Annotated in this window: 12 protein-coding genes; 3 read left to right on the top strand and 9 right to left on the bottom strand. The window is 69.3% G+C overall.

Annotated features, from left to right (window positions below; all coding sequences use genetic code 11):
• Positions 1-8: 8 nt before the first annotated feature.
• From DDJ31_RS19610 to rpmH, 9 genes are all read right to left on the bottom strand, one after another.
• The gene (locus tag DDJ31_RS19610; RefSeq protein ID WP_127179004.1) at positions 9-626 is read right to left on the bottom strand and encodes a GNAT family N-acetyltransferase; all 618 of its coding nucleotides are present in this window, start codon (positions 624-626) and stop codon (positions 9-11) included.
• A gap of 327 nt (positions 627-953) precedes the next feature.
• Positions 954-2,054, bottom strand: a complete 1,101-nt coding sequence (locus DDJ31_RS19615; protein ID WP_127179003.1) for a ParB/RepB/Spo0J family partition protein — start codon at positions 2,052-2,054, stop codon at positions 954-956.
• Positions 2,051-3,124, bottom strand: a complete 1,074-nt coding sequence (locus tag DDJ31_RS19620; RefSeq protein WP_127182700.1) for a ParA family protein — start codon at positions 3,122-3,124, stop codon at positions 2,051-2,053. The genes DDJ31_RS19615 and DDJ31_RS19620 overlap by 4 nt, the downstream gene beginning before the upstream one ends.
• 257 nt (positions 3,125-3,381) lie before the next feature.
• Positions 3,382-4,098, bottom strand: coding sequence for a 16S rRNA (guanine(527)-N(7))-methyltransferase RsmG (gene rsmG, locus DDJ31_RS19625; protein ID WP_127179002.1), 717 nt, complete (start codon positions 4,096-4,098; stop codon positions 3,382-3,384).
• A 117-nt stretch (positions 4,099-4,215) separates the two neighbouring features.
• Positions 4,216-4,728: a protein jag gene (locus DDJ31_RS19630; RefSeq protein ID WP_127179001.1), complete on the bottom strand. Its 513-nt coding sequence runs from the start codon at positions 4,726-4,728 to the stop codon at positions 4,216-4,218.
• A gap of 15 nt (positions 4,729-4,743) precedes the next feature.
• Positions 4,744-6,048, bottom strand: coding sequence for a membrane protein insertase YidC (yidC, locus tag DDJ31_RS19635; protein WP_127179000.1), 1,305 nt, complete (start codon positions 6,046-6,048; stop codon positions 4,744-4,746).
• A gap of 3 nt (positions 6,049-6,051) precedes the next feature.
• Positions 6,052-6,405 (bottom strand): membrane protein insertion efficiency factor YidD, encoded by a 354-nt coding sequence (gene yidD / locus DDJ31_RS19640; RefSeq protein ID WP_127178999.1) that lies wholly within the window; start codon positions 6,403-6,405, stop codon positions 6,052-6,054.
• A complete protein-coding gene (gene rnpA, locus DDJ31_RS19645) occupies positions 6,402-6,773 on the bottom strand; it encodes a ribonuclease P protein component (protein WP_127178998.1) in 372 nt (123 codons plus the stop codon). The genes yidD and rnpA overlap by 4 nt, the downstream gene beginning before the upstream one ends.
• Before the next feature lie 21 nt (positions 6,774-6,794).
• Positions 6,795-6,932, bottom strand: coding sequence for a 50S ribosomal protein L34 (gene rpmH / locus DDJ31_RS19650; protein ID WP_006348049.1), 138 nt, complete (start codon positions 6,930-6,932; stop codon positions 6,795-6,797).
• Positions 6,933-7,306: 374 nt separating this feature from the next.
• On the opposite strand from rpmH, the gene dnaA reads away from it, so the two are divergent.
• The 3 genes from dnaA (at position 7,307) to gnd (ending at position 12,280) form a co-directional block, all read left to right on the top strand.
• Entirely contained in the window at positions 7,307-9,274 is a 1,968-nt protein-coding gene (gene dnaA, locus DDJ31_RS19655) for a chromosomal replication initiator protein DnaA (RefSeq protein WP_127178997.1), read from the top strand.
• Between the two features lie 859 nt (positions 9,275-10,133).
• Positions 10,134-11,264 carry a DNA polymerase III subunit beta gene (gene dnaN, locus DDJ31_RS19660; RefSeq protein WP_093831526.1) on the top strand — a complete coding sequence of 377 codons (1,131 nt, stop codon included), beginning with the start codon at positions 10,134-10,136 and terminating at the stop codon, positions 11,262-11,264.
• Positions 11,265-11,404: 140 nt separating this feature from the next.
• The gene (gene gnd, locus DDJ31_RS19665; protein ID WP_127178995.1) at positions 11,405-12,280 is read left to right on the top strand and encodes a phosphogluconate dehydrogenase (NAD(+)-dependent, decarboxylating); all 876 of its coding nucleotides are present in this window, start codon (positions 11,405-11,407) and stop codon (positions 12,278-12,280) included.
• Positions 12,281-12,328 lie beyond the last annotated feature (48 nt).

The raw sequence follows: 12,328 nt of genomic DNA on the forward strand, positions 1-12,328 counted from the left end.
GCCCCGCCTCACAGCGGTCGCAGCACAGGTTCCTTCTGGACGGCGCCCAGGAGCCGGTCCAACGCCATCTCCACGTCTTCCTTCCAGGAGAGCGTCGTCCGCAGCTCCAGCCGCAGCCGGGGGTGCGTGGGGTGCGGACGGACCGTCTTGAAGCCGACCGCGAGGAGATGGTCGGCGGGCAGCAGACACGCGGGCTCGGTCCACCGGGCGTCCCCGAACGCCTCGATCGCCTTGAAGTTGCGTCGCAGCAGGTCCTTCGCCACCGTCTGCACCATGACCCGGCCCAGCCCCTGCCCCTGGTACTCGGGCAGGATGAACGCGGTGATCAACTGCACGGCGTCCGGTGAGATCGGGCTGGTGGGGAACGCCGTCGAGCGGGGGACGTAGTCCGGCGGGGCGTAGAGCACGAAGCCCACCGGCACGTCGTCGACCTGGACGACACGGCCGCAGGAGCCCCAGTCCAGCAGGACGGCGGAGAGCCAGCCCTCCTTCTCCCCGGCGGACGTGCCCGCCTTCACCGCGGCTTCGCCCCGGACGGGGTCCAACTCCCAGAAGACGCACGACCGGCAGCGCTGGGGGAGGTCTTCGAGGTTGTCCAGCGTGAGTGGTACGAGCCGGCGCCCCATGAAGGCTGTTCCTCGCTTTTCTCGCCCGCTGCGTCGCGGGCGGCTGTCAGAGCGCTCCGTTCCCTGAGCGGGCCGCCGACGAATCCGCCGACCGCGCCGAGTCCCAGGGCCGCCCCCGTCAGTCCGGTGCGGCTCATCGTTCGCAGGGCACCCACTTCCCTCTCCGAGGTGCCGCCAGGTGGATGCGCCATACCGAACGCATCGTATCCACGAAGCGATGGCATCGATACGGAATGAAAGCAAAGAGCGGGCCGTGTCCGGCACACACCGGACACGGCCCGCTCGGACGGCCCACCGGGCGGCGAGACCCGGCCGGCCGACGGCCCGCTACTCCTCGCCGTCCTCGTCGTCACCGTCGAGGAGGCTCCTCTGCAGGACCGGTCCCTCGCCGGGGGCGAGGGAGCCGAGGATGCGCTCCAGGTCCTCCATGGAGGCGAACTCCACGGTGATCTTGCCCTTCTTCTGTCCCAGGTCGACCTTCACCCGCGTCTCGAAGCGGTCCGAGAGCCGGGTCGCGAGGTCGGAGAGCGCCGGGGAGACCAGGGCTCCGGCCCGCGGCCCCTTGGAGCGCTGGACGGCCTGCGGGCGCGATCCCATGAGGGTCACGATCTCCTCGACCGCCCGGACCGAGAGACCCTCCGCGACGATCCGGTGGGCCAGCCGGTCCTGTTCCTCCGAGTCGTCCACGGAGAGCAGCGCCCGCGCGTGACCGGCGGAGAGCACCCCGGCGGCCACCCGGCGCTGGACGGCCGGAGACAGCTTCAGCAGGCGCAGGGTGTTGGAGACCTGCGGCCGTGAACGGCCGATGCGGTCGGCCAGCTGGTCGTGCGTGCAGCTGAAGTCCTTCAGCAACTGGTCGTAGGCGAAGGCCTCTTCCAGCGGGTTCAGCTGCGCGCGGTGCAGGTTCTCCAGCAGGGCGTCGAGAAGGAGCTTCTCGTCGTCCGTGGCCCGCACGATCGCCGGGATCGCCTCAAGGCCGGCCTCACGGCAGGCCCGCCAGCGCCGCTCACCCATGATCAGTTCGTAGCGCCCGGGACCTGCCTGACGCACGACGACCGGCTGGAGGAGACCGACCTCCCTGATGGAGGTGACGAGTTCCTGCAGCGCGTCGTCGTCGAAGACCTCACGCGGCTGGCGCGGGTTCGGCGTGATGGAGTCGAGGGGCAGCTCCGCGAAGTGCGCGCCCACCGGGGACGCGGGCAGCTCCGCACCGCCGCTCGACGGCAGTTCGCCGTCTTCCTCGTAGACGGGCGGCAGCGTGGCCACCTTCGCCGCGGCCACACCGCGGTCGGTCATCAGCACCGGCACCGCCGCCGGGGACGCGGAACCCGCGCCGCCGACCGCGGACTGCGCCGGTGTCCTCTCCGTCGGGGCAGCGGGGATCAGTGCGCCTAGACCACGACCCAGACCCCTCCGTCGCTCGCTCACTGGATACCCTCCACCATGCTCGGGTCACTCTGGGCGCCGATATGGGCGTGCTGCGCGTCGTAACTGACGCCGACACCCCTCAGCGCGATTTCACGTGCCGCCTCAAGATAGGACAGGGCACCGCTCGATCCTGGATCGTAGGTCAGCACCGTCTGTCCGTAGCTCGGTGCCTCGGAGATACGGACCGAGCGGGGAATGCTCGTCCGCAGGACCTCGGCGCCGAAGTGGCTGCGCACCTCGTCCGCGACCTGGGAGGCGAGACGCGTCCGGCCGTCGTACATGGTGAGCAGGATCGTCGAGACGTGCAGGGCGGGGTTGAGGTGCCCCCGCACCAGATCGACGTTGCGCAGGAGTTGGCCCAGGCCCTCCAGCGCGTAGTACTCGCACTGGATGGGGATGAGCACCTCGGCCCCGGCGACCATGGCGTTGACCGTCAGGAGACCGAGGGACGGCGGGCAGTCGATGAGGATGTAGTCCAGCGGCTGCTCATAGGCCTGGATGGCCCGCTGAAGGCGGCTCTCGCGTGCCACCAGGGACACCAACTCGATCTCCGCACCGGCGAGATCGATGGTGGCGGGGGCACAGAAAAGACCTTCGACATCGGGGACCGGCTGAACGACCTCGGACAGTGGTCTGCTGTCGACCAGGACGTCGTAGATGGAAGGGACTTCGGCGTGGTGGTCGATCCCCAGCGCGGTGGACGCGTTGCCCTGGGGGTCGAGGTCGACCACCAGCACCCGTCCGCCGTGCAGGGCCAGGGAGGCGGCAAGGTTGACGGTCGTCGTCGTCTTGCCGACACCGCCCTTCTGGTTGGCGACCACCATGACACGGGTCTGCTCGGGCCGCGGCAGGCCCTCACCGGCACGGCCCAGAGCCTCTACCGCCAGTTGGGCAGCACGACCGATCGGTGTGTCGTCCATGGGGGGCGGTGTTTCACGTGAAACATCCTCCCCCATCGACTCGGTACGGGGACCGGGGACCGGATCGGTCATCGGTCCCGCGATGTTGGCGTCGGACCGCAAGGATTCACTCTCCTCGACTTCAAGCTCGCAATGAACAGAGCCTGCCATGCCTTCGGGGTCATGAACCAGTGAGGCCTGGTGTTCTGTGGAGAAATCCACCTCTGTGGACAACTCCACACCCTCTCTGAGTGAACCAAGGGGCTTTCGGTCACGGGGTTCGGCCGCGGCGCGGCCCCGGCTGATGATGCCGTGCAGCAGTGAGCGACGTTTCACGTGAAACACGATGCGCCCACGCCGAGGCCGAACTGTCGCGACACTCCGGCATGTCGAGCTGTGACAGCTTGGGTGGAGTACGGCCGGTCCGCTCACCGACGCCGGCGAGTCCGCCCTGTCCGGGCCGCCTTCGCGCGCTTGGCGGCGAAGCGGACACCTCCCGGGCTCTCTCCGACCTCGACCCGTACCACCGTCGACAGCGGGTCCACGATGCCCTCGCCGACCTGGAGGACGGACGTCTCCACCGCGCCGAGCTTGCTGAGCGCTGCGCCCGCGGCCTTCAGCTCCTCCTCGGCGGTGTCGCCCTTGAGGGCCAGCATCTCGCCGTAGGGACGCAGCAGCGGGATGCCCCAGGTCGCCAACCGGTCCAGCGGCGCCACGGCCCGTGCCGTCACCACATGGACGGGCGGCAGCTGGCCCATGACCTCCTCGGCCCGGCCGCGCACGACCGTCACATGGTCGAGGCCCAGGAGTTCGACGACCTCGGTGAGGAAGTTCGTCCGGCGCAGCAGCGGCTCCAGGAGCGTGATCTTCAGGTCGTCCCGGACGAGTGCCAGGGGGATGCCGGGCAGTCCGGCGCCCGAGCCGACATCGCAGACGGTCACGCCGTCGGGCACGACCTCGGAGAGCACCGCGCAGTTCAGCAGGTGCCGTTCCCAGAGCCGGGGCACCTCGCGCGGGCCGATCAGGCCGCGCTGCACACCGGCCTCGGCGAGCAGCTCCGCGTACCGCACCGCGTCCGCGTACCGATCGCCGAACACCTCATGTGCCACCTCGGGCACAGGGGGAAGCTCCGCTGCCTCCGTCACGGGGGACCGTCCTTCCGAACCGCGTGGGCGCACCGGGCGCCGGTATCAGAACTATCAGGCTGACAAAGTTCGGCCCCGCCTGCGCTACAGACGGGGCCGGGGGAACGTGGGAACCGATCAGGCGGGCAGTACGACGACGAAGCGCTCGGGCTCCTCGCCCTCGGACTCGCTGCGCAGGCCCGCGGCCTTGACCGCGTCGTGCACGACCTTGCGCTCGAACGGGGTCATCGGGTCCATCTTCACGGGCTCGCCGCTGCTCTTGACCTCGGCCGCGGCCTTGGCGCCCAGCTCGGACAGCTCGGCGCGCTTCTTGGCCCGGTAGCCGCCGATGTCCAGCATCAGCCGGCTGCGGTCGCCGGTCTCCCGGTGCACGGCCAGGCGCGTCAGCTCCTGAAGCGCCTCAAGCACCTCGCCGTCACGGCCGACCAGCTTGTTCAGATCACGGCCGCCGGAGTCGCTGATGATCGACACGGCTGCGCGGTCGGCCTCGACGTCCATGTCGATGTCGCCGTCGAGGTCGGCGATGTCCAGCAGACCCTCGAGGTAGTCCGCCGCGATCTCGCCCTCCTGCTCCAGGCGGGACAGGGTGTCTGCACCCTCGGCAGCGGCGGAGGTGGTGCCTTCCGTCACGGGATGGACTCCTTCTTACTTCTTGGACGGGGACTTGGGGCGCTGCGGGCCCTTGCGCTGACCGGACTGGGCCTTGCTGCGGCCACCGCCGCCCGACTGCGGCTGGGCCTTCTTGGCACCGGCGGCGGGCTTGCCGCCCTGCTCGTCGGACGCCTTGCTCAGCGAGGGGGAGGACGACGAGGAGGAGTCCGCGGCCTCGGTGGACGTGCCGCTCTCACCGGCCGACCTGGGGCCGCCCTGCCGCTGCGACTTGCTCTGCCGCTTGGGCTGCTGGCGCTTGGGGGCGGCGCCGGTGCCCGGCGTGCCGTCCTCGTTCTCCAGGACGGCGGTGTCGCTCTTGAGGACGGTGCCGTCGGTCTGCGCCGCGAGGCCGGCCTTGCTGAGGGAGTTGATGAACTTGCGCTCGAACTCGTTGCGCTCGCGTCCCTTGGCGACGATCGCCTTGACGATGGTCTTCTCGCTGCGCCTGCGGGTCTTGCCGTGGTGCGTGACGTGCTTGGTCAGTCGCTCCAGGTAGGCGGCCTGCGCCTTGGAACCCGGGGTCGGGTTGTTGCGGATGACGTACATCTGCTGGCCCATGGTCCACACGTTGGTGGTCAGCCAGTAGACGAGGACACCGACCGGGAAGTTGATGCCGAAGACGGCGAACATGACCGGGAAGACGTACATCAGCATCTTCTGCTGCTGCATGAACGGCGTCTTCACCGTGGTGTCGACGTTCTTCGTCATCAGCTGGCGCTGCGTGTAGAACTGCGACGCCGACATCATGACGATCATGATCGCGGTGACGACCCGGACGTCCATGAGGGAGGCGCCGAGCGCCTCCACCGTCGACGAGCTGTCGGTGAACTTCGCCGCGAGCGGGGCGCCGACGATGTGTGCCTTACGGGCGCTGGCGAGCAGCGACTCGTTGATGACGCCGATCGTCGAGCCCGTCGCGATGGCGTTGAGCACGTGGTACAGCGCGAAGAAGAACGGGGACTGCGCCAGGATGGGAAGGCACGAGGAGAGCGGGTTGGTGCCCGTCTCCTTGTACAGCTTCATCATCTCTTCGGACTGACGCTGCTTGTCCGTCTTGTAGCGCTCCTGGATCTTCTTCATCTCGGGCTGGAGCGTCTGCATCGCCCGGGTCGCCTTGATCTGCTTCACGAACAGCGGGATCAGGCAGATGCGGATCAGGATCACCAAGGACACGATCGACAGGCCCCAGGCCCACCCGGTGTCCGCGCCGAAGATGGCGCCGTACACCGTGTGGAACTGGACGATGACCCAGGAGACGGGTGTCGTGATGAAGCTGAACAGGCTGGCAATCGTGTCCACTAATCATGCTCCTTGGGCATGGGACGGGCTCTCTGCGGCCGGGCCCGGGGGACGCTGTCCCTCGGTGGCCGGTTCTGCGGCGGAGGTCCCGCCCCTGCGTTTGCGCCACGCGTCACGCAGCATTTCGTGCCACCGCGGACGCTTGCGCGGCGGGACATGGTCCACACCGCCCAGCGACCACGGATTGCAGCGCAGGATGCGCCAGGCGGTCAGTGCCGTGCCCTTGATGGCACCGTGCCGGTCGATGGCCGTGTAGCCGTAGTGGGAGCACGACGGGTAGTACTTGCAGACCGGTCCGAGCAGCGGACTGATCGTCCACTGGTACAGCTTGATCAGAACCAGCAGCGGGTACTTCATCGCGCGCCCCCTCCCAGCAGCCGCTCGAGGGCGGCATCCAGGTCTCGGGCCAGCTGTGCATGGTCGGCGTCGCCCGCTGGGGGCAGCGCTCGTACGACTACCAGGCTACCGGGGGGCAGCAGCGGCACTCGGTCACGCATCAGATGGCGAAGTCTGCGCTTCACCTTGTTGCGGACGACCGCGCCGCCCACGGCCTTGCTGACGACGAAACCCGCACGCGTCGGGGGAGCGCTCTCCCCAGGCGCGTGCGGGTCCGTGGCACCGCTACGAAAGTGGACGACGAGGGACGGGCGGCCGGCCCGGCGCCCTCGTCGTACTGCGGTCGCGAAGTCCTCGCGCCGCCTCAGCCGGTTCTCGGTGGGCAGCACGACGGCATGACCTGACCGGGATCAGGCGGAAAGGCTGGCGCGACCCTTGCTACGGCGGGACGCGAGAATCGCGCGGCCGGCACGGGTACGCATACGCAGCCGGAAGCCGTGGGTCTTGGCGCGACGACGGTTGTTCGGCTGGAAGGTGCGCTTGCTCACTCGGGGGCTCCAGAGATAAATCGGTGGTGGCGGGTGCCGTCCTGGCTGTCACCGTGCGCCCACGAGTAGCTCGCGTCACGCCCGAGTGCACCGCTTCCCGATCACCTTGAGCGATCTGTGCCCATCGGAGGCAGGCGGCAGCAGCCATCGACAACTCGACCTGGTTACGGTACGCGCGGCTGCGCCATCCGGTCAAACCAGAGGCGCGGGGGAGACACTGTCCACAGCCTGGGGACAACAACTTGAACCGTAGCCGTCGCCCTGACTACCTTGGCTGAACTCCGATTCGTTCCCTTGTCCCCGATGCCACCCGATGTAGATCCCGATCCGTCCCGCAACCACACGTTCGTGGGACCCGCGAGAGAGCGTGCCCTGTGGCTGACGTACCTGCCGATCTTGCCGCAGTGTGGCCACGAGTACTGGAGCAGCTCCTCGGGGAGGGCCGCGGTCAGGGCGTCGAGTCCAAGGACGAGCACTGGATCCGGCGCTGCCAGCCGCTCGCGCTGGTCGCGGACACCGCGCTGCTGGCCGTGCCGAACGAGTTCGCGAAGGGCGTGCTCGAGGGCCGGCTCGCCCCCGTCGTCAGCGAGACGCTGAGCCGGGAGTGCGGCCGTCCGATCCGGATCGCGATCACCGTCGACGACTCCGCGGGCGAGCCCGCGCCGCCGCCCGTCCAGCCGTCGCGTCCCCAGCAGCGCTACGAGGAGCCCGAGCTGCCGTCCTACGAGGGCGGCGGCTACGGCCGGCACCGCGCCGACGACCGCCCGCCCGGCCGCGGCGACCAGCTGCCCGGCGACTCGCTGCCCAGCGCGCGGCCCGCCTATCCGTCGGAGTACCAGCGTCCTGAGCCCGGCGCCTGGCCGCGTCCGCAGCAGGACGAGTACAGCTGGCAGCAGCCCCGCCTCGGCTTCCCCGAGCGCGACCCGTACGCCTCGCCGCAGGAGACCTACGGCCAGCAGGACACGTACGGCTCCCCGGGGCAGGACGGCTACGGGCAGAAGAACTCCGGCGGCCAGGACGGCTACGGGCCGCCCGCGCAGGACGGGTACGGGCCCCGCGACTACCGCGTGCAGCCGATGGACCGCTCGCCCTACGACAACCAGCGGCCCGACTACGACCAGGGCCGCTCGGACTACGACCAGGGCCGGGGCGACTACGAGCGGGGGCGCGACGCGCGCCGCGACCGGTCCGAGCCGCCGTCGGGTTCCGGACACGTCCACCGCGGCGGTCCCGTGGGTTCGTCCGCCTCCAGCGGCGCCCCCGGCCCGCTGGCCGCGCAGCCCGCGCCGGCCGCGGGTCCCGGTGAGCCCACCGCGCGGCTGAACCCGAAGTACCTCTTCGACACGTTCGTCATCGGCGCCTCCAACCGGTTCGCGCACGCGGCGGCGGTCGCCGTCGCCGAGGCGCCCGCGAAGGCGTACAACCCCCTGTTCATCTATGGGGAGTCGGGGCTCGGCAAGACCCACCTGCTGCACGCGATCGGGCACTACGCGCGCAGCCTGTACCCCGGCACGCGGGTGCGGTACGTCAGCTCCGAGGAGTTCACCAACGAGTTCATCAACTCCATCCGCGACGGCAAGGGCGACAGCTTCCGCAAGCGCTACCGCGAGATGGACATCCTGCTCGTCGACGACATCCAGTTCCTCGCGGACAAGGAGTCGACGCAGGAGGAGTTCTTCCACACCTTCAACACGCTCCACAACGCGAACAAGCAGATCGTGCTCTCCAGCGACCGGCCGCCCAAGCAGCTGGTGACGCTGGAGGACCGGCTGCGCAACCGCTTCGAGTGGGGTCTGATCACCGACGTCCAGCCGCCCGAGCTGGAGACACGGATCGCGATCCTGCGCAAGAAGGCGGTGCAGGAGCAGCTGAACGCCCCGCCGGAGGTGCTGGAGTTCATCGCGTCCCGGATCTCGCGGAACATCCGGGAGCTGGAGGGCGCGCTGATCCGGGTGACGGCGTTCGCCTCGCTCAACCGGCAGCCGGTGGACCTGGGCCTGACGGAGATCGTCCTCAAGGACCTGATCCCCGGCGGCGACGACTCCGCGCCCGAGATCACCTCGACGGCCATCATGAGCGCCACCGCCGACTACTTCGGGCTGACCGTCGAGGACCTGTGCGGCACCTCGCGCGGGCGGGCCCTGGTGACCGCCCGGCAGATCGCCATGTACCTGTGCCGGGAGCTGACGGACCTCTCGCTGCCGAAGATCGGCGCCCTGTTCGGCGGCCGCGACCACACCACCGTCATGCACGCGGACCGCAAGATCCGCAATCTGATGGCCGAGCGGCGCTCCATCTACAACCAGGTGACGGAGCTGACGAACCGCATCAAGAACGGCTGAGGGCCGCGCGCAGAGGTCCCGTCGAGGGCGCTCCCGGAGAGATCCGGTGGGCGCCCTTCTTCGTTCCCCCGTCCCCAGCTGTTCGATTACCTGTGGGGTTACGGCCGTCCTCCACAGATTGGGCGACTTTCTCGTGTCCACATCCTGGGGACCGCGAAGTTGTCCAGATCGTGTCCACAGGCGCCGCGGGTGAGGGACCATCGGACCAGGTCAGGTGCCTGTGGATTGGTGGACAAAAGATTTCCACAGCCTGTGGACAGAGTTTTGGTCCACAGGCTGTGCACGGAGTTGTCCACCGGTGACCCACAGGTTCGGGCGCGTTGTCCCCAACGATCTCGCGCTTCTCCACAGTCCTGTCCACTGTTCGGCAACGCGACGCGCCTGCTCACCGGGTCGAGTGAAAGGCGTCACACGAAGGTGCCGGGTTGGGCTGTGGGAAAGCCGGGTAAACCTGGGGACGCACCTGGGGAGAACCCGCCCTCGCCTGTGCATGGAGTGTGCAGAACTTTCCGTTCTCCACAGAGAGGCCCGGTTTTCCACCGCCTCCGCCCACAGGACCAGTGGACAAAATTTCCGGTCTGACCTGCGAAAACGCGGTTATCCACCGTTTCCACAGCCCCTACTACTACTCCCAACTAGAGAGAGCTGGGAAGACGTTTCGAAGGGGGTCCTGTGCACAACTCGCTCTCCGGCCGCCGACCGCCCCTCGTCACGACTTGACCCCGAGAGGCACCTACTGTCAGTGCCGTGCGTCAGACTGTTCCCCGGTGTCCTTCCCCCACCAGGGGCCGACGACACCGAGACAGACGACGAAGCCAGGCAGGCCGAGCAGCGCCGGCAACAGCAGGAGGCGGCAACAGTGAAGATCCGGGTGGAACGCGACGTACTCGCGGAGGCAGTCGCCTGGGCGGCGCGCAGCCTCCCGGCCCGTCCGCCGGCGCCGGTCCTCGCGGGCCTGCTGCTGAAGGCCGAGGAGGGCCAGCTGAGCCTCTCCAGCTTCGACTACGAGGTCTCCGCCCGGGTGTCGGTGGAGACCGAGGTCGAGGAGGAGGGCACCGTCCTGGTCTCGGGCCGGCTGCTGGCCGACATCTGCCGCGCCCTGCCCAACCGCCCGGTGGAGATCTCCACCGACGGCGTCCGGGCCACCGTGGTCTGCGGCTCCTCGCGCTTCACCCTCCACACCCTGCCGGTGGAGGAGTACCCGGCCCTGCCCCAGATGCCGAACGCGACCGGCACGGTCCCCGGCGAGGTCTTCGCCTCCGCCGCCGCCCAGGTCGCCATCGCGGCCGGACGTGACGACACGCTGCCGGTGCTGACCGGTGTCCGCATCGAGATCGAGGGCGACACCGTCACCCTCGCCTCCACCGACCGCTACCGCTTCGCGGTCCGCGAGTTCCTGTGGAAGCCGGAGAACCCGGAGGCGTCCGCGGTCGCCCTGGTGCCCGCCAAGACGCTCCTGGACACCGCCAAGGCCCTCACGAGCGGCGACAGCGTGATCCTGGCGCTCTCCGGCTCCGGCTCGGGCGAGGGCCTGATCGGCTTCGAGGGCGCGGGCCGCCGCACCACCACCCGGCTCCTGGAGGGCGACCTCCCGAAGTACCGCACGCTCTTCCCGACGGAGTTCAACAGCGTCGCCGTGATCGAGACCGCCCCCTTCGTGGAGGCCGTCAAGCGCGTGGCCCTGGTCGCCGAGCGCAACACCCCGGTGCGGCTCAGCTTCGAGCAGGGCGTGCTCATCCTGGAGGCCGGCTCCAGCGACGACGCACAGGCTGTGGAGCGCGTCGACGCCCAGCTGGAGGGCGACGACATCTCGATCGCCTTCAACCCGACGTTCCTGCTGGACGGCCTGAGCGCCATCGACTCCCCGGTCGCCCAGCTGTCGTTCACGACGTCCACGAAGCCCGCGCTGCTCAGCGGCAAGCCGGCGCTGGACGCCGAGGCGGACGAGGCCTACAAGTACCTGATCATGCCGGTGCGGCTGAGCGGCTGACCCGCTCGGCACGAACCCCCAGGTGAGGGCGTACGTATGAGCGCGTATGCCCACAGGTGTGCGGGAGCGTCCGGGTCTAGGCTCGGACGCGGGTACGCACGTGCCTCACACGCCACACCGCAACCTAAAGGAACCAACTGATGGAGCTCGGTCTCGTCGGCCTCGGCAAGATGGGCGGCAACATGCGCGAGCGGATCCGCCGCGCGGGCCACACCGTCCACGGATTCGACCGCAACCCTGACCTCGCCGACGTCCACAGCCTGGACGAGCTCGTGGGCAAGCTCGAGAGCCCGCGCGTCGTCTGGGTGATGGTCCCGGCCGGCGGTCCGACCCAGTCCACCATCGACGAGCTGGGCGAGCTCCTGGAGCCCGGCGACGTCGTCGTGGACGGCGGCAACTCCCGCTGGACGGACGACGAGAAGCACGCCGAGGAGCTGGCGGCCAAGGGCATCGGCTTCGTCGACTGCGGCGTATCCGGCGGCGTCTGGGGCCTGGAGAACGGCTACGCGCTCATGTACGGCGGCGACGCGGAGAACGTCGCCAAGGTGCAGCCCGTCTTCGACGCCCTCAAGCCCGAGGGCAAGTACGGCTCGGTGCACGCCGGCAAGGTCGGCGCGGGCCACTTCGCGAAGATGGTCCACAACGGCATCGAGTACGCCATGATGCAGGCCTACGCCGAGGGCTGGGAGCTGCTGGAGAAGGTCGACTCGGTCACCGACGTGCGCGAGGTCTTCCGCTCCTGGCAGGAGGGCACCGTGATCCGCTCCTGGCTGCTCGACCTCGCCGTCAACGCCCTCGACGACGACGAGCACCTGGACCGGCTCAAGGGCTTCGCGCAGGACTCGGGCGAGGGCCGCTGGACCGTCGAGGCGGCCATCGACAACGCCGTGCCGCTGCCCGCGATCACGGCCTCGCTGTTCGCGCGGTTCGCCTCACGCCAGGACGACTCGCCGCAGATGAAGATGATCGCCGCGCTGCGCAACCAGTTCGGCGGGCACGCCGTCGAGGCGAAGTAGTCCACACCCTGGGGATGCCGGGCGGCACCCTCGGGGGTGACCCGGTTG

The organism is Streptomyces griseoviridis (assembly GCF_005222485.1).
In the GTDB taxonomy this organism is placed as follows: domain Bacteria; phylum Actinomycetota; class Actinomycetes; order Streptomycetales; family Streptomycetaceae; genus Streptomyces; species Streptomyces hintoniae.